This is a genomic window from Microbaculum mangrovi (genome assembly GCF_051390635.1).
Classification (GTDB): Bacteria; Pseudomonadota; Alphaproteobacteria; order Rhizobiales; family Tepidamorphaceae; genus Microbaculum.
In genome coordinates this window covers 368165-392823 of record NZ_JBPODT010000001.1, presented here as the reverse complement: position 1 = coordinate 392823, position 24659 = coordinate 368165, and the positions used below count along the sequence as shown (strand labels likewise).

Genomic DNA, 24659 nt, shown 5'->3' with positions numbered 1-24659 from the left:
GATTCAGGCAGGTCGACTAAGGCGCTTTGCGTCAGGCGTTCCGTTTCAGGCGCGGAATTCGCTGGCCCGGTAACCCTGCAGGAACAGAAGCGCGGTGAGGTCGCCGTGGTCGATGCGCACGTCGGCGATTTCGGCGACGGCGGGCTTGGCCCGGTAGGCGACGCCGAGACCGGCAGCATCCAGCATGGCGAGGTCGTTGGCGCCGTCGCCGACGGCCAGCGACGCGTCGCCGGCGATGCCGAGCCGCTCGGTGAGCTCTTCGAGCGCCTGGCGCTTGGCGTCGCGGCCGAGGATCGGCTCGCGCACCACACCGATCAGCCGGTCGCCGTCGACCATGAGCTCGTTGGCACGGGTCTCGTCGAAGCCGACGCGGGCGGCGATCTGCTCGGTGAAGAAGGTGAATCCGCCGGAGACCAGCGCGGCATAGGCGCCGTTGGCGCGCATGGTGGCAACCAGCGCCGCGGCGCCGGGATTGACGGTGATGCGTTCCGCGATCAGGCGGTCGAGGGTGGCGATCTCGATGCCCTTCAACAGCGCGACGCGCTCGCGCAGCGCCGGCTCGAACGCGATCTCGCCGCGCATGGCCCGCTCGGTGATCGCGGCGACATGCTGCTTGAGGCCGACCAGGTCGGCCAGCTCGTCGATGCATTCCTGGCCGATGATGGTGGAGTCCATGTCGGCGATGAGCAGTTTCTTGCGCCGGCCGTCCGCCGGCAGCACGGCGACGTCGACGGGCGCGCCGCCCAGGCCGTCGCGCAGGCGGGCCTCCAGCGATTTCGGTTCGGCAACCGCCTGCGGCAATGCTATGTCGCAGGCAACCGCCTGCATCAGCCACCGCGGCGCGGCGCCGTCGACGCTGGCGCGGACGGTGTCCGCCAGCTCGGGCGTCACGGCGGGGGTGGCGGGATCGGAGATCAGAACGACGACGTGGGACATGAACGGTCGCGAAAAACCTGTTGTTGAGCGGGAAACCGGCGCGGTGCTGATCGCCGGGCCGACGGCCAGCGGCAAGTCGGCGCTGGCGCTCGAGATCGCCGAGCGCCTCGCCGGACACCGCGCGGCTACCGTCATAAACGCCGACTCGATGCAGGTCTACGGGGAGCTGCGCATCCTCACCGCCCGGCCGAGCCGGGAGGAGGAGAGCCGCGTGCCGCACCGCCTGTATGGGCACGTCCCGATCCAGACGCCCTATTCGGTCGGCCGCTGGCTCCAGGACGTCGCGGCCGCGCTACGCGAGACATGGGCCGGGGGCGGCATACCGATCGTCGTCGGCGGCACCGGCCTTTACTTCAAGGCGCTGACCGAAGGGCTGTCGCCGATCCCGGACATCCCCGAAGCGGTGCGGGCGTTCGTCCGCGGCCGGCTCGATGCGGAGGGCGCCGAGGCGCTGCATGCCGAGCTCGCCGTGCGCGACCGGGAGACCGCCAGCCGCATTTCGCCGCGCGATCCGCAGCGCATCGTGCGCGCGCTGGAGGTGCTGGCGGCGACCGGACGGCCGCTGTCGGACTGGCAGAAGGAGCCGGCCGCGGCGCCGCTGCTCGATCCGCGGTCGGCGCGGCGGCTGGTGCTGTGGCCGGACCGGGACTGGCTGCGCGCCCGGATCGACGCCCGTTTCGGGGCCATGCTGGCGGCCGGCGTGCTGGACGAGGTGCGCGCCGTCATGGACATGGACCTAGAACCGGATCTGCCCGGCTACCGCGCCCATGGCCTGCGTCCGCTGATCGGCCATCTTCGCGGCGAGATCGCGCTCGAGGAGGCCGCCGAGCGGACCAGGGCCGAGACCCGGCAATATGCCAAGCGGCAGTTCACCTGGTTCCGTCACCAGATGGCGGACTGGGAGCGGCTGGCGCCGGGGGAGGGGCTCGCCGACGTCCTGGTCGCCAACCGGCGGGAACCGTTCACGCGCGCCTAACGGCCCAGCTGCGGCTTCGGGATCGTGACGGACGTCTTCGCGCGGCTCGGCTTCCAGTTGCCGTTGCCACGGAAGATCGTCTTCAGGGCGTGCCTGCCCGGCTCCAGGGCGCCCAGACGCACGTTCGCCCGGCCGCGGCGCACCTTGAACGTGCCGACCTTGTGGCGGCCGTCGCGCACGATCAGCCTGCCGGCGGGGTGGCCCCTGGCCGGCGACAGTGCCTTAACCCGGACCTTCAGGCGGACGAGGCTCCTTGCGTTCGGCTTGCCTGGCCTGACCGCGATCTTCGTCGCGGTCTTGCCCTTCCGCACGACCTGCGTCAGGGGCGGAAAGGCGGTGGCATCGTAGACGCCGTCGCTGCCGTACTGGGCGGTGATGCGGCGTTTGCCGCCCCTCAGTTTCGTGGTCGAGATCGTCGCCTCGGCCCGGACGAGGGCCGTGCCGTGGCCGAAGCCGACAACGTCGACCGGGATGTCGCTGTCGGTCGGCGCGTTGCCGTCGCCGAGTTGTCCCCAATTGTCGTTGCCCCAGCACTTCACCGCGCTGCTCCTGGTCAGCGCGCAGCTGTGAAAGCTGCCGCCGGCAAGGGCGGCGGTGCTGCCGGCAAAGCCAATGACCGGCACCGGTGTGTTGGTGGCGATCGGAGCACCGCCATTGCCGAGCTGCCCGTAGGTGTTATTGCCCCAGCAGAATGCGGTGCCGGCGTCCGTCGCGGCGCAGCTGTAGCCCCAGGCGGTATCGATCGCGGCGACGCCGCTGCCGAGCCCGATGACCGCCACCGGCGCGTTGCTGTTGGCGTTGTCGCCATTACCGAGTTCGCCGCTCGTGCCGTCACCCCAGCACCAGGCGGCGCCTGCCTTGGTGACAGCACAGGTATGATTATTGGCCGGCTTGATGGCCGCGACGGGGCCCGGCAGTCCTATGACATCGACCGGCGTGTCGCGGTTCGTCTGCGTGCCGTCGCCGAGCTTGCCGTGAACATTGCTGCCCCAGCACCTGGCGGCGCCTGTCTCGGTGATGGCGCAGGTGGATTGTGGCCCGGTGGCGATGGCGACGACACCGCTGGACAGCCCCTGAACGGGCACGGGGCTCGCGCTGTCGACCCCCATGTTGCCGTCGCCGAGCTGACCGAACATGTTCCCGCCCCAGCACCAGACGGCGCCACCATCGGTCAGCGCGCACGCATGTTGGAAGCTCACCGCGACCGCGACGATCCCGGCGGGAAGGCCGAGAACGTCGACGGGTTCGTCGCTGTCGTTCGGCGCGTTGCCGTCGCCGAGCTGGCCGCTGCTGTTGTCGCCCCAGCATTTGACGGTGCCGGCGGCGGTGACGGCGCAGGCGCTGTGGAAGCCCGCGTCGATGGCGGTGACACCGCTGGCGAGGCCGACGACCGCCATGGGTACGTGGGCGTTGTTCGGTGCGTTGCCGTCGCCGATCTGGCCGCTGCTGTTGTCGCCCCAGCATCTGACGCCGCCGGCAACGGTCAGCGCGCATGTAAAGGTGCTGCCCGTGCTGATGGTGCGTGGATCAGACCGAAAGCGCAGGGTGCCGCTGCCCAGCACCTTCGATCCATCCTTGAGCGTCACCGTCCCGGTCGGCGCGCCGCCATTGACCCGGGCGCTGAAGGTCACCGTCTGGCCAACGGTCGAGGGATTGGGCGTGCTGGTCAGCGCGGTCGGCGAGGATCCCGCAAGCGCAGGGGCGGCAAGCACGGGGCCGATGGACAGCCCCGCGAGGGCTGCAATCGCGAGGGCGATCCTGGAGAGGGGGAAAGACGCACGAACGAAACCGGCAACGGCGGCAAACCGCATCGGGGAACTCCTTCCTGAACCCGCGGAAGGCATTTCCCCCGCATTCCGATCATCCGCCGAATCCGTATGTGGTACCGGCGAATGCCACCAGCATAAAGCGACGTAAGGGAAGATTGTCAACCAGAGCGTGAGGCGATCGCTCCGGCGATCGCTGGGGCCGGCCTCTCCGGCCGGCCGCCCCAACTGGCCGCTTGCGCGGCGCCTAGAACCACGGCGATGTGGTATCCGATCCACGCGCGGTCACGGTCACGGTCTTCTTCACCCGGCTGCGCTTCCAGTCGCGATTGCCGCGGAAGAGCATCTTCAGGGCGTGCCTGCCCTGATCCAGGGTGCCCAGCCGGACATTCGCCCGGCCGCGGCGGACCTTGAAGGTGCCGATCTTGCGGCTGCCGTCGCGCACGGTCAGCTTGCCGGCGGGGCGGCCCCTGGCCGGCGACACCGCCTTCACGCGAACCCTCAGGCGGATCTGGGTCTCGGTATCCGGCTCGCGCGGCAGGACCGCGGCCTTCGTCTTCGACTTTCCCTTCCGCACGACCTGCGTGAGGGCGGAGGAGACCGAGGCGTCGTTCCCGCTGTCGCCGCCGTAGTGAACCGTGATGGGGCGCTTGCCGCCGCGCACGTCGCGGGTCTTGAGCTCGGCCCGGGCCGGAACCAACGCGGCACCGGCGCCGAAGCCGGCGACCTGGACCGGCGTTTCGCTGTCGGTCGGATTGTTGCCGTCGCCGAGCTTTCCGTTGGCGTTGTCGCCCCAGCACCTGACAGCGCCGTCCGCGGTCACGGCGCAGGTGTGGTACTGGCCCGCCGCGAGGGTCACGACGTTCGACAGACCGGAAACGGCCTGCGGCGTGTTGGCCTGGGCGGGCGCATTGCCGTCGCCGAGCTGGCCGGCATTGTTGTAGCCCCAGCAGAAGGTCGCTCCGGCTTCGGTCGCGGCGCAGGTGTGGGCCCAACCGACCTCGATCGTGGCGACACCGGCGCCCAGTCCGCTGACGGGGACCGGGGATGCGCTGTTGCCGTTGGCGCCGTTGCCGAGCTCGCCCTCGTTGCCGTAGCCCCAGCACCAGGCGGCGCCGGACTGCGTCACGGCGCAGGTGTGGTTCTGCTGCAGGCTGATGACGGAGACCGGACCCGGCAGCCCGTCGACATCGACAGGGGTCTGGCGGGGCGTAGTGGTGCCGTCGCCGAGCTTACCGTTCCCATTGGCGCCCCAGCACTTGGCGGTGCCCGTCTCGGTAATGGCGCAGGTATGTCCGAACCCGGCCGCGATGGTGGCGACGCCGCTGGACAGCCCTTGAACCGTGACCGGGACCGGGACGTCGACCACGGTGTCGTTGCCGACTTGGCCGCCGTCGTTGCGGCCCCAGCACCAGGCGGCGCCCCCATCGGTCAGCGCGCAGATATGGGAGCCGCCGACGCTGACGGCCGTGATATCGTCGGGAAGACCGGGGATATCGACGGGTTCGTCGCTGTCGTTCGTCGTGCCGTCGGCGAGCTGACCGGACTCGTTCCTGCCCCAGCATTTGACGGTGCCGGTCCCGGTCAGGGCGCAGGAATTGTAAAAGCCCACGGAAACGGCGACGACGCCGCTTTCAAGGCCGACGACCGGGACGGGCGTGGCGGCGTGGACACCCAGATTGCCGTTGCCGAGCTGGCCGTAGGTATTGACGCCCCAGCATTCGACTCCGCCCGCGGCGGTCAACGCGCAGGTGTGGTTTGCCATTATTCCGAGCGATGTGGTGGCGTCGAGCAGGCTGAGCGTGCCGGTGCCGAGCGTTTTCGCCCCGTCCTTGAACGTCACCGAGCCGGTGGGGCCGCCGCCGTCGAGCCGAGCCGTGAAGGTGACCTTCTGACCGTAGGTCGAGGGATTGAGCGAGCTCTCGACGCTGATCGACATCGGGCCGGCCAATGCAGGCCCGGCGATCGCCAGGGCGACCCCGGCAGGAACAAGGGCGGCATGAGCAAGGACCGTGCGGAGCACCCGGGAAACGGCGGCAAACGGCATAGCGAAACTCCTTCCCTGGAACGCGGAAGGACTTCCGCGCAAGTTGCTATCGGTTCCGTGCTTCTATTCGATGCGCGGTCCGATCTCGGAATTAGGCGGCATAACAACGGTGGTTGGATAACAAGTCAACTAAATTGAGGGGGCGGGCGAGGCAGCGTCCCGGCGCGTAAACAGCCCCGATTGCCGCCAACCCGCTTGACGCAGTGCGGCACCGCGACTACCTTGCGCGCGCAACTTTGGTGATGGAGACCCGGTGTGACCGGCAACATCCTTATCGTAAGACAGCGCACCACGGACGTGACGGCCCGATAACCGTCGCGAACGCCGGTGCGCACCCCAGGCCCCTCGAGGGCCTTTTTTATTGCCTGAATGCGCGCTTTTAGGGAGAAAGCCCGGGCGCGAGCGTGCGAGGAAGAGGAATTTCGCCATGAGCGAACCCCGGAATGAGCCATTGAACGGCGCAGAGATCGTCCTGAAGGCCCTGAAGGATCAGGGTGTCGAATTCATCTTCGGCTATCCCGGCGGGGCGGTCCTTCCGATCTACGACGCGATCTTCCAGCAGGATGACCTCCAGCACGTACTCGTGCGCCACGAGCAGGGCGCGACGCATGCGGCGGAAGGCTATGCCCGCTCGACCGGCAAGGTCGGCGTGGTCCTCGTCACCTCCGGCCCCGGCGCGACCAATGCCGTCACCGGGCTGACCGACGCGCTGATGGACTCGATCCCGATGGTCTGCATCTCGGGCCAGGTGGCGACGCACCTGATCGGCAACGACGCCTTCCAGGAATGCGACACCGTCGGCATCACCCGGCCGTGCACCAAGCACAACTGGCTGGTGAAGGACGTCAACGATCTGGCCCGCGTCATCCACGAGGCCTTCTATATCGCCAAGAGCGGCCGTCCCGGCCCGGTCGTGGTCGATATCCCGAAGGACGTGCAGCTGTCGCTTGGCGAGTATGTCGGGCCGAAGAACATCGAGCACCGCACCTACAAGCCGCGGCTGAAGGGAGACCTGGACGCGATCCGCACGGCCGTCGACCTGATGGCGAACGCCAAGAAGCCGATCTTCTATACCGGCGGTGGCGTCATCAATTCCGGTCCCGAGGCGAGCCAGCTCCTGCGCGAACTGGTGCACATGACCGGTTTCCCGATCACCTCGACGCTGATGGGGCTCGGCGCCTATCCGGCCTCCGACCAGCAGTGGCTGGGCATGCTGGGCATGCATGGCACCTACGAGGCCAACATGACGATGCACGGCTGCGACGTCATGGTCTGCGTCGGCGCGCGCTTCGACGACCGCATCACCGGCCGTCTCGACGCGTTCGCGCCGAATGCCACGAAGATCCACATCGACATCGATCCCTCGTCGATCAACAAGAACGTCAGGGCGGACGTGCCGATCGTCGGCGACGTCGGCTATGTGCTCGAGGACATGATCCGGATCTGGCGGGCCAATTCCGCCCAGCCCGACAAGGCCGCGATGGCCGAGTGGTGGAAGCAGATCGACGCCTGGCGGGCGCGGGACAGCCTGCGCTACACGCCGAACGAAGACGTCATCATGCCGCAATACGCGATCCAGCGGCTCTACGAGCTGACCAAGGACCGGGACACCTATATCACCACCGAAGTCGGCCAGCACCAGATGTGGGCGGCGCAGTTCTACAGGTTCGACGAGCCGAACCGCTGGATGACGTCGGGTGGCCTCGGCACCATGGGCTACGGCCTGCCGGCGACGCTGGGCGTGCAGATCGCCCATCCGGATTCGCTGGTCATCGACATCGCCGGCGATGCCTCGGTGCTAATGACCATGCAGGAGATATCGACGGCGGTTCAGTACGAGCTTCCGGTGAAGATCTTCATCCTCAACAACCAGTACATGGGCATGGTGCGCCAGTGGCAGCAGCTGCTGCACGGCAACCGCATCTCGCATTCCTACAACGAGTCCCTGCCGGACTTCGTGCGGCTCGCCGAAGCCTATGGCGCCGTCGGCCTGCGGGTCGACAAGCCGGCCGATCTCGACGGGGCGATCGAGGAGATGATCAAGGTGAAGCGGCCGGTCATCTTCGACTGTCGCGTCGCCGCGCTCGCCAACTGCTTCCCGATGATCCCCTCGGGCAAGGCGCACAACGAGATGTTGCTCGGTGCCGAGGTCGACGACGAGGCGGTGGCCAAGGCGATCGACAAGGAAGGCGCGATGCTCGTGTGAGGCGGGCTGGCACGCGCCCGTGCGCCGGCATCCCGGACCGCCGCCTTCGCGCCGGCCGGGATGACGAGGGCAGGGGGCGGCTCCCGCGTGAAGATGGAACGGCTCTGTCATGCTGACGCTGGTAATCGGTAACAAGAACTACTCGTCCTGGTCGCTCAGGCCGTGGCTGGCCATGCGCCATTTCGAGATCCCCTTCGAGGAGGTGCTGATCCCGCTCGATCAGCCGGACACCAAGACGCGGATCCTCGCCCAGTCGCCGGGGGGCAAGGTGCCCGTCCTCAAGGACGGCGACCTGACCATCTGGGATTCGCTGGCGATCCTGGAATATCTGGCCGAGAGGTTTCCGGAGAAGCGCCTGTGGCCGGAACGTCCGGCGGCGCGGGCGCTGGCGCGCTCGATCGCGTGCGAGATGCATTCCGGCTTCACCGCGATCCGGTCGGCGTGCCCGATGAACCTGCGCAAGCGGTTCGCCTACCGGGACCGGGGCGCCGACGTGACCCGCGATGCCGTGCGCATCCAGCAGGTATGGGCGGACTGCCGCCGCCGCTATCGCGACGAAGGGCCGTTCCTGTTCGGGGCGTTCAGCGCCGCGGACGCGATGTTCGCGCCGGTGGTGACGCGCTTCGAGACCTATGCGATCCCCGTCGACGATGAGGTCGGCGCCTATATGAATGCCGTTCTGTCGCTGCCGGCCTTCCTGGAGTGGAAGGACGCCGGCGTGCAGGAATCCTGGGTGCTCGACCACGACGAGGTCGACGAGCCGGCGATCACGGCCGCCTGAGTTTCAAGAGGAAGAACCATGCTCCAGACTGTTCCGACCGTCGAGCAGCACACGCTTTCGGTGCTTGTCGACAACGAGCCGGGCGTTCTCGCCCGCGTCATCGGCCTGTTCTCCGGCCGCGGCTACAACATCGACTCGCTCACCGTGTCGGAGACCGAACACGAGAAGCACCTGTCGCGGATCACCATCGTGACCACCGGCACGCCGATGGTGATCGAGCAGATCCGCCATCAGCTCGAGCGGCTGGTGCCGGTGCACCGGGTCGTGGACCTGACCGCCGGCGGCCCCCCGATCGAGCGCGAACTGGCGCTGGTCAAGGTGGCCGGCAAGGGCGATCTCCGGGTCGAGGCGCTGCGCCTGGCCGATGCCTACCGCGCCCAGGTGATCGACGCCACGACCGACCATTTCGTCTTCGAGATCACCGGGCGGATCTCCAAGATCCAGCAGTTCATCTCGATCATGCAGCCGCTCGGCCTCGTCGAGGTGGCGCGCACCGGCGTCGCCGCCATCCAGCGCGGGCCGGAGGCGATGTGACCGGCTATCCGCCCGGCTGCGCCTTTTTCGACGGGCGCTTCTGCGCGATAGAGGACGCCAGGATCTCGGTCCTCGACTGGGGTTTCCTGCGCTCCGACGCCACCTACGACGTCGTCCATGTCTGGAAGGGCCGGTTCTTCCGGCTCGACAGGCATCTCGACCGTTTCTTCGCCTCCGCCGAGACGCTGAAACTCGCCGTTCCCCACAGCCGCGACGCGGTCGCCGCGATCCTCGCCGAGTGCGTGCGCCGGTCAGGGCTAGAGGACGCCTATGTGGAGATGGTGATCACCCGCGGCGTCTCCCCCACCTTCAGCCGCGACCCGCGCGACGCCGTAAACCGCTTCTTCGCCTTCGCCATCCCGTTCGGCTGGATCCTCAGGCCACAGGAGCGCGAGGCCGGGCTGGCGGTGGCCGTGGCGCGGACGCAGCGCATCGGGGCCGCGTCGGTCGACCCCACGGTGAAGAACTACCACTGGCTCGATCTCGTGATGGGGCTTTACGAGGCCTACGACAAGGGGGCGGGCACCGTCGTGCTGCCCGATGACGCGGGGAACGTCACCGAGGGCCCCGGCTTCAACATCTTCGCCGTCAGGGACGGCCGCGTCGCGACCCCGGCCGCCGGCGTGCTGCACGGCATCACCCGGCTGAGCGCGCTCGAGCTGCTGGCCGAGGCCGGCATCGCGACCGAGACCCGCGCGGTGCCGCTCAACGAGCTGCGCGCCGCCGACGAGATCTTCGCCACCTCGACCGCCGGCGGCATCATGCCGGTGACCTCGCTCGACGGAAGCCCGGTCGGCGACGGGCGTCCGGGGCCGGTCACGCGCGATCTGATCGCGGCCTATTGGGCAGCCCATGCCAGACCCGACTGGAGCACCGCGGTAGCCGACCTCCCGGCGACCGAACCGACCGGATAGCCGACCCGGACCTGCAGCAATGCGACGCCTGCGCGCAGGCGCCCCCCGGGGGCCGAACCTGGCGGCGGATGGTGTAGATTGGGTCGGCCAGGAAGTGATTCACGGACCCGTTTGTCTTGAAACTCTCGCCCGAACAGGATGATGCCCTGATGGCGGTGTCGCGGTGGCTGAAGGCCCCGGGACCGCAGGTGTTCCGCCTGTTCGGCTTTGCCGGAACCGGCAAGACCATGCTCGCCCAGCACTTCGCCCAGGGGCTCGACGGCGACGTGCTGTTCGCCGCCTTCACCGGCAAGGCCGCGCAGGTCATGCGCGCGCGCGGCTGCGAGAGCGCGCGGACCCTGCATTCGCTGATCTACCGGCCGCGCGGCGAGGAGGTGGTCGAGGACGAAGAGAGCGGGAAAACCCAAGTCAATCCAACGTTTTCGCTCAATCGCACCAGCCCGGTCGCGAAGGCGAAGCTCGTCATCGTCGACGAATGCTCGATGGTCGACGAGGCGCTCGGCCGCGACCTGCTGAGCTTCGGCACGCCGGTCCTGGTGCTCGGCGATCCCGGCCAGCTGCCGCCCGTCTCCGGCGGCGGTTTCTTCACCGACCACGAACCCGATGCGATGCTGACCGATATTCACCGGCAGGCGCGCGACAATCCGATCATCCAACTCGCCCAGATCGTTCGCGAGGGCGGCACGCTCGACTACGGTGCCTATGGCGACAGCCGGGTGATCGGTCGCGGCGACATCGATAGCGACCGGGTGCTCGACGCAGACCAGGTGCTGCTCGGGATCAATCGCACCCGGCGGCGCTACAATCAACGCATCCGCCAGCTCAAGGGGTTCGAGGGCCCGCTGCCGGCCGCCGGCGACAAGCTGGTGTGCCTGCGCAACAACTCCGAGAAGGGGCTACTGAACGGCAGCCTGTGGCAGGTGATGTCGGTCGGGCGCGGCAAGGCGCAGGCGCTGTCGATGATGGTGCGGGCCGAGGACGAGGGGCCCTACGCGAATATCGTCAAGATCCGCGTTCTGAAGGCGCTGTTCGAATCCGCTGAGGAAGTTCCGTGGGCACAGCGGCGCAATTCCGACGAATTCGACTACGGATACGCGCTGACCGTCCACAAGGCGCAGGGCTCGCAATGGGACGACGTGGTGCTGTTCGACGAGAGCTTCGCCTTCAAGGATACCCGCGAGCGCTGGCTCTATACGGCGATCACGCGGGCGGCGGAGCGGATTACCATCGTCCGGTGAGACCTACCGTCCCGCCGGTGCCCAGGGCGGGGCGACGATCTCCATCGCCTCGTCGGCGAAGCGCGTCGCGGCCTCGCCGATCGCGCGGCCGGAGAGCACCAGGTCGGGCCGAATCTCGGCGAGCGGGACCAGCACGAAGCCGCGGTTGAACAGTTCCCTGTGCGGGATCGCCAGGCCCGGTTCGGAAATCTCATCGCCGCCGTAATAGAGGATGTCGACGTCGATGACGCGCGGCCCCCAGCGGAACGTGTCCTGGCGGCCGACGACCTGCTCCACGTGCTTGCAAAGGGCGAGCAGGCGTTCCGGCGGCAGGCTGGTCTGCCCGACGACGCAGAGGTTCACGAACCAGTCCTGGTCGGCGTAGCCCCAGGGCGCGGTCTTGTAGAACGAGGAGCACGCGGCAAAGGCGAGGTCCGGGCCGGCGAACAGGGCCTCGAGCGCGCGGGTCAGATGGCCGGTCTTGTCGCCGATGTTGCTGCCGAGGCTGAATCCGACTTCCGTCATGGTCGCTTTCGGTCGCGGTGGATTTCGATGCCGACCGTCTCGAAGACCCCGGGAATCGGGGCCGACGGCTTGCGTATCTCCACCCGGACGGCCTCCAGTTGCTCGAACGAGGCCAGCAGGCTGTCGGCGATCCGTTCCGCCAGGGCCTCGATCAGCTTGAAGCGCTCGTCCTCGACGATCGCGCGCACCGTCTCGTAGACGCGTCCGTAGTCGATCGTGTCGCCGAAATGGTCCGATCTTCCGGGCCTCGACAGGTCGACCTGGCAGTCGAGATCGATCTCGAATCGCTGGCCGAGCCGCTCCTCCTCCTCGAACAGGCCATGGCGGCCGAACAGGACGATGCCGCGGAAGAAGATACGGTCGCTCATGTCAGACATCCTCGATCGCGCTGACGATCTCGCGGGCGTCGACATGCTCGGCGACGTCGTGGACCCGGATGATGTCGACGCCGTCGCGCATCGCCCACACGTTCATGGCGACGGTGCCGATCAGCCGCTCCTCGACCGGCTTGTCGAGGATGCGGCCGATGGAGGACTTGCGGGAGACCCCGAGCAGGACGCGAAAGCCGAGCGCCTTGATCTCGGGAAGCCGTTTCACGGCCGCGAGGTTCTGCTCGAGCGTCTTTCCGAAGCCGATGCCGGGATCGAGGATCAGCTTTTCGTCGCGCACGCCGGCTTGCCTTGCGATCGCGATCGACCGGTCGAAGAACCGGCGGATATCGTCGACGATGTCGATCGTGGCGTCGATCTCGTCGCGATTGTGCATGGCGACGACATCGGCATCCGCGTCCGCCGCCACGCGGGCGATCGCGTCGTCGCGCTGCAGGCCCCAGATGTCGTTGACCATCGTCGCGCCGGCCCGGATCGCGGCGGCCGCGACCTCGGCCTTGCGGGTGTCGATGGAAATCGGGACGGCGAGGCGCGGCGCGACGGCCTCGATCACCGGGAGCACGCGGGCGCGTTCGCTCGCGGCGTCGATCGGCTCGTAGCCGGGCCGGGTCGACTCGCCGCCGATATCGACGATATCGGCGCCCGCTTCGGCCATCTGCAGGGCCTGGGCGACGGCCGTGTCGAGCGCCTCGAACCGTCCACCGTCGGAAAAGGAGTCCGGCGTGACGTTCAGGATTCCCATGATACGGGTGCGATGGGCACCGGAATCGCCATGCGTTTCGCTCATGGCTCGCTCGTCTTCCTACGCATTACGCCGCTTTTCTCTTCCAACACGCCGTCGCCGACGCTAAAACCCCTGCCGACCCTTTCCTGCGCGGGGCGATCCAAGGTCTCCCCGCGTCATTCACACGGATTCCCAAGGAGAAGCAATTCCATGCGCGTCTACTACGATCGTGATGCCGATCTCAATCTGATCAAGGGCAAGAAGGTCGCCGTCGTCGGCTACGGCAGCCAGGGCCATGCCCATGCGCTGAACCTTCGCGATTCCGGCGTAAAGGACCTGTGCGTGGCCCTGCGTCCCGGATCCGCCTCGGCGAAGAAGGCCGAGGCCGAAGGCATCGAGGTCAAGTCCGTCGCCGAGGCCGCCGCTTGGGCCGACATGATGATGATGTGCACGCCCGACGAGCTGCAGGCCGACATCTGGCAGGACCACATCGAGCCGAACATCCGCGACGGCGCGGCGATCGCCTTCGCCCACGGCCTGAACATCCATTATAACCTGATCGAGCCGAAGCCGACCATCGACGTCATCATGATCGCGCCGAAGGGCCCGGGCCACACCGTGCGCGGCGAATACGTCAAGGGCGGCGGCGTGCCGTGCCTGATGGCGATTTCGCAGGACGCGTCGGGCAACTCGCACGACATCTGCCTGTCCTACGCCTCGGCGATCGGCGGTGGCCGCTCGGGCATCATCGAGACCACTTTCAAGGAAGAGTGCGAGACCGACCTGTTCGGCGAGCAGGTCGTCCTGTGCGGCGGTCTGGTCGAGCTGATCCGCGGCGGCTTCGAGACGCTGGTCGAGGCCGGCTACGCGCCGGAGATGGCCTATTTCGAGTGCCTGCACGAGGTGAAGCTGATCGTCGACCTCATCTACGAGGGCGGCATCGCCAACATGAACTACTCGATTTCCAATACCGCCGAGTTCGGCGAATACGCCTCCGGCCCGCGCATCGTGACCGACGAGACCAAGGCCGAGATGCGCCGGGTGCTGAAGGACATTCAGACCGGCGCCTTCACCTCGGAATGGATCCGCGAGTGCAAGGCCGGCCAGCCGATGTTCAAGGCGACGCGGCGCATGAACGACGCCCATCCGATCGAGGAAGTCGGCGAGAAGCTGCGCGGCATGATGCCTTGGATCAAGGCGAACCAGCTCGTGGACAAGGAAAAGAACTGATCGCCTAGCGCGTTCGGATCGTTTCGAGGGCCGGCGGAAACGCCGGCCCTTTTCTTTGGGCTAATTATGGGGGCGACTTGAGAAACTGATTCAACGACTTTGCGCTCCGGCTCAAGGCGGTAGATCGCGAGTCTCCTCAAGTCTTTACAGCGGTGTTTTAATGGCCCGATTCAGGCGCTTCCGATAGGCTCGCTCGCATGCTGGACGAGCCGCATATCCGTCGCGCCCGCGTCGATGAAGCTGGGCTGCTGACCGATCTGGTTCTGCGCGCCAAGGCGCATTGGGGCTACGACGAGGCCTTCATCGAGGCATGCCGGGACGAGCTGACGGTGCAGTCGCGGCGCATCGAGACCGGGGAACTGTGGGTCGTCGAGATCGGGGGCAGGCCCGCCGGCGTCCTGGAGGTGCTGCTGGAGGATCGACACGCCGAGGTCTTTCTGTGCTTCGTCGATCCGTCCGCGATGGGCCGCGGCGTCGGCCGTGTGCTCTGGACGAAAGCCGAAGAGATCGCGCGTGCGGCGGGACTGGACGTAATCGGCGTCGATTCCGACCCTCACGCGGAAGGCTTCTACAGGACAATGGGCGCCGTGCGGGTCGGCGAGGCGCCGTCGGGATCCATTTCGGGGCGGATGCTGCCGCGTCTGGTCAAACAGCTCGACTGAACGCGGCCCGATTGATGGGCCAGCCTACCGCTGCGCCGGCGTTCGTGCTAAAGGGCGGCTCCCGCCGGGTTCAACAGTTCGAGAGCCGAAATCCCGTGAAACGCGCCTATCACGTCCTCGACGTTTTCACCGACAAGCCGCTTGCCGGCAATCCGCTCGCCGTGGTGCATGATTGCGAAGGCCTCGACGGTGAGGCGATGCAGAAGATCGCCCGCGAGTTCAACCTGTCGGAGACCGTGTTCCTGCTGCCGCCGGAGAACCCGGCACACACCGCCAGGGCGCGGATCTTCACGCCGGGAACGGAGCTGCCGTTCGCAGGCCATCCGATCGTCGGCACCTCGGTCATCCTGGCGCGCAAGCGCTGGGGTGCGCCGGAGGCGGGCAAGGAGCAGGACGGCATCGTCGTGCTGGAATGCAAGATCGGCATCGTGCGCGTCGGCGTTGTCTTGAAGAACGGCACGTCGTTCGCCGAATTCGACATTCCGAAGAAGCCGGAGCCACTCGAGACCAAGATCGATGCGGAGCTTGCCGCCGCCGCGCTCGGCCTGGCGCAATCCGAGGTCGGCTTCGAGAACCACAAGCCAAGCCGCTGGTCGGCGGGGGTCGACTTCGATTTCGTTCCCGTTCGCGATCTCGCGGTCCTGAAGCGCTGCCGCATCGATCGCCGCGTGTTTTCCAAGGCCTTCGCGTCGGGCGCGGTCTATACCTATACCCGCGAGACCTTCTCCAACGGGAACGACTTCCACGCCCGCATGTTCGCCCCCGGCCTCGGCGTGGAGGAGGACCCGGCGACCGGTGGCGCCGTCGCGGCGTTCGCAGGCGTCATAAAGCGTTTCGACCAGCCGCCCGGCGGCCAGCATCGCTATTGCATCGAACAGGGCTATTTCATGGGGCGGCCGAGCCTCGTCGAGCTCGAGATCGATGTCGAGGGCGATCTGCATGCGGTGCGGATCGGTGGCGGCGCCGTCGTCGTCTCCGAGGGCACCATAGACGTGTAGGGGAAGCCGATGGTCACGACGCTGCTCATCGTCCACTACCTGAGCTTCGTCGTCGGCGCCGGCGGTTCCTTCGTCGCGTTTCTGATCGCGCGCCGGATCGCGGCGAGCGGGCCCGAGGAGGCGGCGGTGCTGCGCACCCTGCCACCGCGGATCAGCGATGCCGCGATGGTGTCGCTCGCCCTGCTGTGGCTCACCGGGATCGCGCTCGGCCTGCTGAAATACGGTGGCTTTTCCGGGCTCGGCTGGGCGTTCACCGTCAAGATGGTGTTCGTCGTGGCGCTGACGCTCGTCGGCGTGGCGATCCGGATCGAGATGCGGCGGGCGCGCCGCGGCGTCGCGGCCGCGGCCGCCAACCTGGCCCGCCTCGGTCCGTGGACGCTGGTCACCAGCTGGCTCGCCATCGTCTTCGCGGTGATCGCGTTCGGATAGACGCGATTTCAAGCCGCTTGCCTCATTCTGGCCGCTCGTTTACATAAGGCGGGTTGCGGCTCGAGATCGAAAGCAATCGTTAACGCTCCGGCTGCACCATTGCCTCACACGGCGGGAACGACAGGGTTTCGCTATGTTTGAACGGGACGTCATCGGTATGAACGGGGCCTGTGCGCCTCGCGCCGACGCGTGCCCGGCGACCCGCGACCTTATCGCGCTCCTTCTCCTTACCGGCCCCTGAGAGCCGGCGGCCCGCGCGTGCGGGCAGGCACTCAGGGGAGCGATACCGGTAACCTGCGCCCAGGCCCCAAGGAGCAACCCCGGGGGGCCGTACGTATCGAGAAGGACTACATCAATGACCACGGAACATGGTAACGGCGGCGTATCGCAGTCCGACAGCGACCGCGTCGTCATCTTCGACACCACCTTGCGCGACGGCGAGCAGTGCCCCGGCGCCTCGATGACCTTCGAGGAGAAGCTGGAGGTGGCCGAACTCCTCAACGGCATGGGCGTCGACATCATCGAGGCCGGCTTCCCGATCGCGAGCCAGGGTGATTTCGAGAGCGTCCAGGAGATCGCGCGGCGGTCGAAGATGGCGGTGATCGCCGGCCTGTCGCGCGCGGCCTTCAAGGATATCGACCGTTGCGCCGAGGCGGTGAAGGTCGCCGCCCGGCCGCGCATCCACACCTTCATCTCCACCTCGCCGATCCATATGAAGCACAAGCTGCAGATGGAGCCGGAGGCGGTGCTGGAGGCGGTGATCGCGTCGGTCACCCGGGCGCGCAACCATGTCGAGGACGTGGAGTGGAGTGCCGAGGACGGCACCCGCACGGAGTTCGAGTTCCTGTGCCGCTGCGTCGAAGGCGCGATCAACGCGGGCGCCACCACCATCAACATCCCCGACACGGTCGGTTACACGACGCCCGAGGAATACACCGAGCTGTTCCGCGCGGTGCGCGAGACCGTGCCGAATGCCGACAAGGCCGTGTTCTCGGTCCATTGCCACAACGACCTCGGCATGGCAGTCGCCAACTCGCTGGCCGGCCTGAAGGGCGGGGCACGGCAGATCGAATGCACCATCAACGGCATCGGCGAGCGGGCCGGCAACGCGGCGCTGGAGGAGATCGTGATGGCGATCAACACGCGTCGCGACGTGCTGCCGTATACGACCGGCATCGACGCCACGATGCTGACGCGCGCCTCCAAGTTGGTGGCGGCGGTGACCTCGTTCCCGGTCCAGTACAACAAGGCGATCGTCGGCCGGAACGCGTTCGCGCACGAGTCCGGCATCCATCAGGACGGCATGCTGAAGCACACCCAGACCTACGAGATCATGACGCCGGAATCGGTCGGCGTGAAAGCGACGTCGCTGGTGATGGGCAAGCATTCGGGCCGCCACGCCTTCGTCGAGAAGCTGAAGGAGCTGGGCTACGACCTGGGCGACAATGCCTTCCAGGACGCCTTCAAGCGGTTCAAGGATCTCGCCGACCGCAAGAAGCACGTCTATGACGAGGACATCGAGGCTCTGGTGGACGAGGGCATTGGCGCCGCGCATGACCGCATCAAGGTCGAGGCGCTGACCGTGATCGCCGGCACCGGCGGGCCGCAGAAGGCGACGCTGACGCTCAGCGTCGACGGCGAACGGCATACGCGCGAGGCGACCGGCAACGGCCCGGTGGACGCGATCTTCAACGCGATCCAGGCGCTGGTGCCGCATCAGGCCAAGCTGGCGCTGTATCAGGTCCATGCCGTCACCGAGGGCACCGACGCGCAGGCCGAGGTCTCGGTCCGGCTCGAGCGCGATGGCCGCGAGTTCTCCGGCCGCGGCGCCGATCCCGACACCCTGACGGCCTCGGCGCGCGCCTACGTGCATGCGCTGAGCAAGTTCCTGGCGAAGCGCGACCGGCTGCACGCCCAGGCGGGCTGACGGGTCGCGTCGTCCCGGACAGTCGGGCACAGACGCTTCAGGCCCGGCTTTGCGGGCGCAGATACTTCGGGCGAGGGGGCATAAGTCCCCTCGCTTACAAATTGCGACAGTTTCCCTTGACCAAGATCACTGTGGCGTCGCGACGGATGCGGATACGCTCCCACGGATATTCGTGAGGAACGGAGACGCCGCCCATGGCCGCTCAAATGGTTCGCGTATGGGATCCGCTGGTGCGGATCATTCACTGGCTTCTCGTCATTGCCTTCATCATCGGATACGTCACCGAGGGCGATCCGTTGTGGCTGCACACCTGGGCGGGCTATGCCGTCGCCGGACTGGTGGTGGTGCGCGTCGTCTGGGGCTTCGTCGGCTCGCCGCGCGCCCGCTTTTCCGATTTCGTCACCGGACCGGGCCGGGCGTTCGCCTATCTGGCCGGGCTCATACGGCGAAAGGCGCCGCGCTACGTCGGCCATAGCCCGGCCGGCGGCGCCATGACCGTCGCGCTGCTGGTCTTCCTCGCGGCCATCAGCGTCACCGGCATGATGACGCTGGCAGACACGGACAATGCCGGGCCCCTGGCGGCCTGGCTGGGCAATGCGGATGTCGTCGCCGCGCGCGAGGCGGCCCTGGCCGCCGGGCAGGAGTTCCGCTACCGCTCGCCGTACAAGGAGCCGCACGAGGTGCTGGTGAACATCACGCTGGTGCTGATCATTCTGCACCTGGTCGGGGTGGCGCTGGCGAGTGTCGTGCACAGGGAAAACCTGGCGCGTGCGATGGTCACCGGCGTGAAGCGTTCCGAGTGAGCGTCCGATACGGGGCGTTGAGCGCGATCATTCCGGCTTCGGCGAGGGGCAGCCGGTCGACGTGCCAACGGCGCGGCCGAGCGGGACTTGCGATCGATGTCGGTCTTCATCGAGCCATCGTGACGCCCGTTAAGGACCGGTGGGGAAAACGTGCCAGGGTATCTGGACGCGGGCGGTTTACGTTGTTATATCCCGCCAACGGACCTCGCGGCGTCTCGGCCGCATTCTCCGCTTTTTCGGCGGGCGCATAGCTCAGTTGGTAGAGCAGCTGACTCTTAATCAGCGGGTCCACGGTTCGAGTCCGTGTGCGCCCACCATTCTTTTCAATGACTTAGCAAAATGATCGTTGCGGATTGATAGCTTGTGTCCGCGATGTGTCCGGAATTTTATCGGACGTGAGGGGGCGTTTTAAGCGTCTTGCCTGGCACCCAAATTCAATTCGAACCGAGATTCTGGTGCCAGTGTGGGAATGGTCCCGCTCTGTATGCGATCTGCCGAGCCTTAGGCGCATCAGGAACACCGAGTTGATGACCCCTGAGGGTAAGAGTGGGCCTAACGTAACGTTGTTGACGCCAAGGGGGAGACGGTGAGTGGCAATCATAGACGTTCGCGCCGGCCCCAGTAAGGTGTGCGACTTGACTCTCCCTGTCACCATGGGGACCGTAGTGGCCCGTGCCTGCCGAAACAACGAACCATCACAACATCGATTAGACGGAATTGTTTGCAACCCGGTGTTCGCTCGACGGTGCTAGGCTAGAAGCTGATGACGTAAAGTGCTGTGGGCAAGGACACAAATGGATGTGCTGGGGAGGGGGGATCAGAGTTGGCAGAAGTATTCTGGTTCGGCGCTCCGGAAGATCAGTCAAGGACCGTTGCTTTCGGATTTCGGCTCACTGGAGGCGGCGCACATCAATCCAAGACGATGATGCTGCAGGAGATCGAGGCGCTCCTTGCTACTCAGCGTGCAGCGGCCGACGAGATGAAACAAGCGGCAATTGACGAGAACGCTTTAGGCAAAAAGACCGCCAATACGCGACGACTCACGTTTAGACATTTGTCCTCACTATACGGACTCATAGAGCAGCCGCCGCTTACCCAAGCGCTCTTTGGTCTTTGGAAGGTCGACGCCGACGGGCGGCCGCTACTTGCACTCCTCGTCTCGCTGGCACGTGATCCGATGCTGCGGTCGACAGCAAACGTAATCCTAGAAGCGTCGTATGGACAACGACTAGAGCGCGTCTCCTTTGAAGAGGCGCTTGCCGATGCCCATCCTGATCGGTTCAGCGAGAAGATGATCCGTTCAATGGCTCAGAATTGCGCCGCCACCTGGACGCAGAGCGGGCACCTTAAAGGGACAGTGAAGAAGTATCGCCAGCGTGTATCTCCGACGCCAGCAGCAGTCGCGCTAGCAGCGCTACTGGCAACAGTTGCCGGCTTCGGGGGCCCGGCAGTCCTCGGCTCTGTCTGGATGCAGGTGCTCGACCTCTCACCTGAGCAAGCTTTGGACCAGCTTCGTCGCGCCGAGGCGCAAGGCTTGGCGCGGGTCCGCTCAGCCGGTGATGTTACGGAGATCTCCATTCGGCAACCTATGTCAGCTACGCTAGGGGTGCGACAGCTTGAATACGTTTGACGACATTCTCGCTGCATACATCAAGCACGTAAACCTACCCTGGGCGTCGGATACCCCGCCAGCAGGTCGCGTCTGGATGGTCTGGTATGAGAAGGTTTTGCAGCGCCGATTTACAGGCCGTTTGGGTGAATTCGAGCATGCAACCCAAAAGGCGGGACATGGTTGGCACAGCATTGATCTGGCACCGTGGTTCGGCCGGTGGATTGCTACTCACGAATTTTTCGATGCGCTGATCCAACAGCCTAAAGAGCTGCGCGGCCTGCTCCCGGACATCGAAGACGAACTCGTGGCCGAAATGAAGAGGGCATTGGCAGCGTGTTCTTCAAACGATGTGCTGGCGGTCGACGGATGTGGCGCACTATTCGGAGTCGCTCGGGTGTCGACTTTAATCAGCAGAATTGCCGACGTGATTCCGGGTCGGTTGTTGGTCGGCTTCCCCGGCAAACATGCCGGCGGAGTTTATCGGCTGCTGGATGCGCGCGATGGGTGGAACTATCACGCGATTCCCATACCTCCAGAACATACAATCTGAGGCGAAGCAGATGCTCAATCGCGAAGTGTTCCAAACCGATCCGGCGACTTATCGGCTAGCGAATCAGGGCGTCGCGAAGATCTCGTTTCCACCAGGCCCGGAGGCGATGGATACGCTTCGCGGAGAGCTATCGACCTTTGTCTGCGATGGAGCCTACGCAAATGGCCTGGCGCGCATACTCGAGGGCTTTCTTGGATCAATCGGCAAAGGAGGAGGAGCCCCAGCTGTTTGGATTTCGGGCTTCTACGGTTCGGGCAAGTCTCACCTGGCCAGTATGCTGGCCGCCTTGTGGACAAATCTGGAGTTTGATGACGGTGCCACAGCGGAGGGGCTCATTTCACACCTACCTCAAGATGTCGCGGCTCCGCTTAAAGAGTTTCGAATAGCTGCCAACAGAGTGGGCGGAGCGGTGGCTGCAGGGGACACGCTCGGGCAAGGTCCCTCCGATCCAGCCGAGGCGACGCTTGGTATCATCCTGCGGGCTGTCGGCCTCCCGAGCGACCTGCGCGCTGCTCAAGTAGCGCTTTGGTTGGACAGCCTCGATATTCTAGAGCCGGTTCGCAATGAGTTGGGTGAGAAGTTCCAGACAGACATTCGCAACTTCATTTTGTCCCCTCGGTTCGGGGCTGCCGTTCTGAAGGCAAAACCCGACCTTGCAAATTCCACAATGGACCTGAGCGGACTGCTTCAATCGCAGTTCCCCGAGCCTCCACCAGTTACGGTCGATTTGCTGGAAACAATCGCTCGCCAGGCGTTGATGTTGGGCCGCAAAGAGCTGCCACTAACCCTCGTAGTTCTCGACGAGGTCCAGCAGTTCATTCGTCAGGATCCCAGCCTTACATTGAAGATTCAAACCATCGCGGAACGCCTAGCCGGGCGCTTCGACAATCGAGTTCTGCTAGTTGCAACAGGACAGCAGGCTTTAAGCGACGTCCAGAATCTTCAGAAACTGCTCGATCGTTTCCCGATCCAAATCGCATTGGGTGAAGCGGATGTCGATTCCGTGATCCGTAAGACTGTGCTGCGCAAGAAGGCCGGAGCTGAGAAAGATATCCGTGATATGTTGAGCGCGAACGCAGGTGAGATCAGCCGCCAGCTTCACGGCAGCCGCCTGGCGCATACGGTTCACGACGACGACGACGCCGTCCTCGATTGGCCGTTGCTGCCCTCCCGCCGTCGGGTCTGGGAGCGCATCCTTCGTGAGCTCGACCGAACCGGGTTAGGTGGCACGCTACGCGGCCAGCTCAGGACTACGCTCGACGCGGCCCGCGCTTACGGTGACAAGCCTCTTGGGTACGCCGTTCCTGTTGATTTCCTATACGGCCGGTTCGCGACAGAAGCATATAATGCTGGGCTCTTACCTGGAGAGACACGCAATAGGATCGAAGCGCTTAATGGGGGGAGCGATCGAGACAAGCTGAAGGCTCGTATCCTGATGCTCGTCTATATGCTGGGGCGTATCGCACCTGATGCAGACCAGCATGGCGTTCGTGCACAACCAGAAACCATTGCCGATTTGCTCATTGTAAATCTCGGCGGCGAGGATGATCTTCGCCGGGAAGTTCCGGAGTTGTTGCGTGAGCTCCAAGCGGACGGCGCGGTGATCCCGGTCGGTAACGATTGGCGGCTCCAAACAAAAGAGAGTGCGGAGTGGGAAGCTGCCTATCGGAACGAGGAAAAATCGATCCTTGCGGATCAATCTGGTCTTTCGCGAACACGCCGCGACCTGCTTGACGGAGCGATCGAAACCGCATTGGCCGGCGCCTCCAGTGTCCCACATGGGGCCAGCCGCCAACAACGCCGCATTCATCGTTTGCAGCCTGATGATAAGGCGCCCGCTGACGGAATTGCGCTTCGCTTGCACAATGGTTGGAGCGAAGACCTCGCATCGGTTGAGAAGGAAATCGCCGCAGCATCGACGTCCGACGCCACGGTGCATCTTCTCGTCCCGCGGCATCCATCGCGTGACAACGAATTGACAACGGCGCTCACGACTTGGCGTGCTGCCGAAAACGTTCTCCAGCTCCGCGGAGTGCCGCAGACCGATACGGGGCGCGAGGCGCAATCTGCAATGCAGTCTCGGGCCAACAAGGCGCAGAGCGGTGCGAAGGAGATTATTCGCGAAGCCGTGGCGCAATCGCGCATCGTCCAGGCAGGCGGAAAATTGATTAGCGGCGCTCCCGCCGACGCAGTCAAAGAAGCTGCGACCAACGCTCTTGCACGTCTGTACCCGCAGTTCGCCGACGGGGATCATCCGGGTTGGGACAAGGTGCGCGACCGTGCGGTTCGTAAGGATCCGGACGCCATGAAAGCGGTCGATCACACCGGAGCACCCGAGAGTCATCCCGTTTGCAAGGCACTGCTCGCCGATCTCGGCGCTGGCCGGAAGGGCTCCGACCTGCGGTCTAAATTCACCAACCCACCATATGGCTGGTCGCAGGACACAGTGGACGGCGCGCTTATCGTGTTGGCGAATGCTGGTCTTCTTCGCGTCACCGGAGACGACGGCAAGCCGGCCTCGCTTCCCGACATGCCGCGCCAAAAAATCGGTACCTGCACATTCCGTGCGGAGACAACGATCATCACTATCGCACAGCGGATGCCGGTACGGGGTCTGCTGACAGAAACAGGCATTTCATTCGAAAACAATCAGGAGCAACTGGCGCTTTCAGCCTTGCTCGACCGATTGGAGAGTACAGCGCAGGGCTCAGGTGGCGAGGCTCCAGCGCCTTCACCCGAAACCGTTCCGAACCTCGCAACTTATAAAGGCCTGACGGGCAACGACCTGCTGGCCGCGTTGGCGACCGATGCGACATCGCTGCGCGCCAAGCTCAAAGAGTGGAAGGCTGCGGGCGAGAAGATCGTTGCGCGGCTGCCAAACTGGCATCTTGCGGAGAGGCTGGTTCGCTTGGGCGCCTCAGACCAGGAAGCGGATCTGGAGAGCATCCGCACCGGCCGTCGATTACTGGCTGATCCGGATCCTGTTCCGCCATTGGTCGGCGCGGCTTCCGACACCTTGCGCGGCAAGCTCAATGCCGCGCATGCAGCCTGGGAAGCTGCTTGGGAAAGGGGTGAGGAGCGACTAGGCAACGACCCGACCTGGAACAAGCTGTCTCCGGAGCAGAAGCACAGCATCCGCGAGGAAAGCGGTTTGCTGATGGTCACGAAACCTGCGGTGGATACGCCTCAGGCCATCGCAGAGGCACTCTCCCAGCATGGCCTGTCCGAGTGGGAGAACATGGCCAAGGCGTTGCCCACCCGTATCGACGATGCGCTTGTGGCTGCAGCCGCTGTCCTCGTACCCGAGGCCCGAACTGTCTCGCTGCCCGGCGCGATGGTGAAGTCCGAAGCGGATTTGGACGAATGGCTCGCCAAAGTGCGGGCAAGGATCGCCGAGGCGCTCGCCGAGGGCCCAGTGATCCCGAAAGTATAA

General features: G+C 65.6%; 21 protein-coding genes and 1 tRNA gene. 16 read left to right on the top strand and 6 right to left on the bottom strand.

Annotated features, from left to right (window positions below):
* Positions 1-45: 45 nt before the first annotated feature.
* Positions 46-936 carry a phosphoserine phosphatase SerB gene (gene serB / locus ACSF9G_RS01875; RefSeq protein WP_436637696.1) on the bottom strand — a complete coding sequence of 297 codons (891 nt, stop codon included), beginning with the start codon at positions 934-936 and terminating at the stop codon, positions 46-48.
* Between serB and miaA the strand changes: the two genes are divergently transcribed.
* Complete coding sequence (miaA, locus tag ACSF9G_RS01870; RefSeq protein ID WP_436637694.1) at positions 935-1912, top strand: tRNA (adenosine(37)-N6)-dimethylallyltransferase MiaA; 978 nt, start codon at positions 935-937, stop codon at positions 1910-1912. The two genes, serB and miaA, sit on opposite strands and share 2 nt — an antisense overlap.
* Here miaA and ACSF9G_RS01865 read toward each other — a convergent pair.
* Together ACSF9G_RS01865 and ACSF9G_RS01860 are read right to left on the bottom strand one after the other, a co-directional pair.
* A complete protein-coding gene (locus tag ACSF9G_RS01865; RefSeq protein WP_436637692.1) occupies positions 1909-3723 on the bottom strand; it encodes an RCC1 domain-containing protein in 1815 nt (604 codons plus the stop codon). The genes miaA and ACSF9G_RS01865 overlap by 4 nt on opposite strands.
* A gap of 202 nt (positions 3724-3925) precedes the next feature.
* Positions 3926-5725 carry an RCC1 domain-containing protein gene (locus ACSF9G_RS01860; protein ID WP_436637690.1) on the bottom strand — a complete coding sequence of 600 codons (1800 nt, stop codon included), beginning with the start codon at positions 5723-5725 and terminating at the stop codon, positions 3926-3928.
* A gap of 427 nt (positions 5726-6152) precedes the next feature.
* Between ACSF9G_RS01860 and ACSF9G_RS01855 the strand changes: the two genes are divergently transcribed.
* From ACSF9G_RS01855 to ACSF9G_RS01835, 5 genes are all read left to right on the top strand, one after another.
* Entirely contained in the window at positions 6153-7931 is a 1779-nt protein-coding gene (locus ACSF9G_RS01855; RefSeq protein WP_436637688.1) for an acetolactate synthase 3 large subunit, read from the top strand.
* Between the two features lie 109 nt (positions 7932-8040).
* Positions 8041-8712 (top strand): glutathione S-transferase family protein, encoded by a 672-nt coding sequence (locus ACSF9G_RS01850; RefSeq protein ID WP_436637686.1) that lies wholly within the window; start codon positions 8041-8043, stop codon positions 8710-8712.
* An 18-nt stretch (positions 8713-8730) separates the two neighbouring features.
* Complete coding sequence (gene ilvN, locus ACSF9G_RS01845; RefSeq protein ID WP_436637684.1) at positions 8731-9246, top strand: acetolactate synthase small subunit; 516 nt, start codon at positions 8731-8733, stop codon at positions 9244-9246.
* Positions 9243-10160 carry an aminotransferase class IV gene (locus ACSF9G_RS01840; RefSeq protein WP_436637682.1) on the top strand — a complete coding sequence of 306 codons (918 nt, stop codon included), beginning with the start codon at positions 9243-9245 and terminating at the stop codon, positions 10158-10160. The genes ilvN and ACSF9G_RS01840 overlap by 4 nt, the downstream gene beginning before the upstream one ends.
* A gap of 149 nt (positions 10161-10309) precedes the next feature.
* Complete coding sequence (locus ACSF9G_RS01835; RefSeq protein ID WP_436639632.1) at positions 10310-11398, top strand: ATP-dependent DNA helicase; 1089 nt, start codon at positions 10310-10312, stop codon at positions 11396-11398.
* Positions 11399-11401: 3 nt separating this feature from the next.
* On the opposite strand, the gene folK is transcribed toward ACSF9G_RS01835, so the two are convergent.
* From folK to folP, 3 genes are read right to left on the bottom strand one after another with little or no spacing between them, the layout of a single operon-like run.
* On the bottom strand, positions 11402-11902 hold the full coding sequence (folK, locus tag ACSF9G_RS01830) for a 2-amino-4-hydroxy-6-hydroxymethyldihydropteridine diphosphokinase (RefSeq protein WP_436637680.1): 501 nt from the start codon (positions 11900-11902) through the stop codon (positions 11402-11404).
* Positions 11899-12270, bottom strand: a complete 372-nt coding sequence (gene folB, locus ACSF9G_RS01825; protein ID WP_436637678.1) for a dihydroneopterin aldolase — start codon at positions 12268-12270, stop codon at positions 11899-11901. The genes folK and folB overlap by 4 nt, the downstream gene beginning before the upstream one ends.
* Position 12271: 1 nt before the next feature.
* A complete protein-coding gene (gene folP / locus ACSF9G_RS01820; protein ID WP_436637676.1) occupies positions 12272-13078 on the bottom strand; it encodes a dihydropteroate synthase in 807 nt (268 codons plus the stop codon).
* Between the two features lie 147 nt (positions 13079-13225).
* Between folP and ilvC the strand changes: the two genes are divergently transcribed.
* The 10 genes from ilvC to brxC all read left to right on the top strand — a co-directional run bounded on the left by ilvC (position 13226) and on the right by brxC (position 24659).
* On the top strand, positions 13226-14245 hold the full coding sequence (ilvC, locus tag ACSF9G_RS01815) for a ketol-acid reductoisomerase (RefSeq protein ID WP_436637674.1): 1020 nt from the start codon (positions 13226-13228) through the stop codon (positions 14243-14245).
* A gap of 197 nt (positions 14246-14442) precedes the next feature.
* Positions 14443-14907 carry a GNAT family N-acetyltransferase gene (locus ACSF9G_RS01810; RefSeq protein ID WP_436637672.1) on the top strand — a complete coding sequence of 155 codons (465 nt, stop codon included), beginning with the start codon at positions 14443-14445 and terminating at the stop codon, positions 14905-14907.
* A 95-nt stretch (positions 14908-15002) separates the two neighbouring features.
* Complete coding sequence (locus ACSF9G_RS01805; protein ID WP_436637670.1) at positions 15003-15905, top strand: PhzF family phenazine biosynthesis protein; 903 nt, start codon at positions 15003-15005, stop codon at positions 15903-15905.
* Positions 15906-15914: 9 nt separating this feature from the next.
* Entirely contained in the window at positions 15915-16334 is a 420-nt protein-coding gene (locus ACSF9G_RS01800) for a hypothetical protein (RefSeq protein ID WP_436637668.1), read from the top strand.
* A gap of 355 nt (positions 16335-16689) precedes the next feature.
* A complete protein-coding gene (locus ACSF9G_RS01795; protein ID WP_436637666.1) occupies positions 16690-18261 on the top strand; it encodes a 2-isopropylmalate synthase in 1572 nt (523 codons plus the stop codon).
* Between the two features lie 194 nt (positions 18262-18455).
* On the top strand, positions 18456-19064 hold the full coding sequence (locus tag ACSF9G_RS01790; protein WP_436637664.1) for a cytochrome b/b6 domain-containing protein: 609 nt from the start codon (positions 18456-18458) through the stop codon (positions 19062-19064).
* Between the two features lie 241 nt (positions 19065-19305).
* A tRNA-Lys gene (locus ACSF9G_RS01785) sits at positions 19306-19381 on the top strand.
* A gap of 506 nt (positions 19382-19887) precedes the next feature.
* Positions 19888-20694 (top strand): hypothetical protein, encoded by an 807-nt coding sequence (locus ACSF9G_RS01780; RefSeq protein ID WP_436637662.1) that lies wholly within the window; start codon positions 19888-19890, stop codon positions 20692-20694.
* Positions 20681-21226 carry a DUF1788 domain-containing protein gene (locus tag ACSF9G_RS01775; protein ID WP_436637660.1) on the top strand — a complete coding sequence of 182 codons (546 nt, stop codon included), beginning with the start codon at positions 20681-20683 and terminating at the stop codon, positions 21224-21226. The genes ACSF9G_RS01780 and ACSF9G_RS01775 overlap by 14 nt, the downstream gene beginning before the upstream one ends.
* A gap of 10 nt (positions 21227-21236) precedes the next feature.
* The gene (gene brxC, locus ACSF9G_RS01770) at positions 21237-24659 is read left to right on the top strand and encodes a BREX system P-loop protein BrxC (protein ID WP_436637658.1); all 3423 of its coding nucleotides are present in this window, start codon (positions 21237-21239) and stop codon (positions 24657-24659) included.

Bases quoted from the DNA above. Each gene is read 5' to 3' on its own strand.
- ACSF9G_RS01800 (WP_436637668.1), top strand. From the start codon at position 15,915: ATGGTCACGACGCTGCTCATCGTCCACTACCTGAGCTTCGTCGTCGGC.
- ACSF9G_RS01835 (WP_436639632.1), top strand. From the start codon at position 10,310: ATGGCGGTGTCGCGGTGGCTGAAGGCCCCGGGACCGCAGGTGTTCCGC.
- miaA (WP_436637694.1), top strand. From the start codon at position 935: ATGAACGGTCGCGAAAAACCTGTTGTTGAGCGGGAAACCGGCGCGGTG.
- ACSF9G_RS01850 (WP_436637686.1), top strand. From the start codon at position 8,041: ATGCTGACGCTGGTAATCGGTAACAAGAACTACTCGTCCTGGTCGCTC.
- ilvC (WP_436637674.1), top strand. From the start codon at position 13,226: ATGCGCGTCTACTACGATCGTGATGCCGATCTCAATCTGATCAAGGGC.
- ACSF9G_RS01855 (WP_436637688.1), top strand. From the start codon at position 6,153: ATGAGCGAACCCCGGAATGAGCCATTGAACGGCGCAGAGATCGTCCTG.
- folB (WP_436637678.1), bottom strand. From the start codon at position 12,270: ATGAGCGACCGTATCTTCTTCCGCGGCATCGTCCTGTTCGGCCGCCAT.
- ACSF9G_RS01790 (WP_436637664.1), top strand. From the start codon at position 18,456: ATGGCCGCTCAAATGGTTCGCGTATGGGATCCGCTGGTGCGGATCATT.
- ACSF9G_RS01865 (WP_436637692.1), bottom strand. From the start codon at position 3,723: ATGCGGTTTGCCGCCGTTGCCGGTTTCGTTCGTGCGTCTTTCCCCCTC.
- ilvN (WP_436637684.1), top strand. From the start codon at position 8,731: ATGCTCCAGACTGTTCCGACCGTCGAGCAGCACACGCTTTCGGTGCTT.
- ACSF9G_RS01860 (WP_436637690.1), bottom strand. From the start codon at position 5,725: ATGCCGTTTGCCGCCGTTTCCCGGGTGCTCCGCACGGTCCTTGCTCAT.
- serB (WP_436637696.1), bottom strand. From the start codon at position 936: ATGTCCCACGTCGTCGTTCTGATCTCCGATCCCGCCACCCCCGCCGTG.
- ACSF9G_RS01795 (WP_436637666.1), top strand. From the start codon at position 16,690: ATGACCACGGAACATGGTAACGGCGGCGTATCGCAGTCCGACAGCGAC.
- brxC (WP_436637658.1), top strand. From the start codon at position 21,237: ATGCTCAATCGCGAAGTGTTCCAAACCGATCCGGCGACTTATCGGCTA.
- folK (WP_436637680.1), bottom strand. From the start codon at position 11,902: ATGACGGAAGTCGGATTCAGCCTCGGCAGCAACATCGGCGACAAGACC.
- folP (WP_436637676.1), bottom strand. From the start codon at position 13,078: ATGAGCGAAACGCATGGCGATTCCGGTGCCCATCGCACCCGTATCATG.
- ACSF9G_RS01810 (WP_436637672.1), top strand. From the start codon at position 14,443: ATGCTGGACGAGCCGCATATCCGTCGCGCCCGCGTCGATGAAGCTGGG.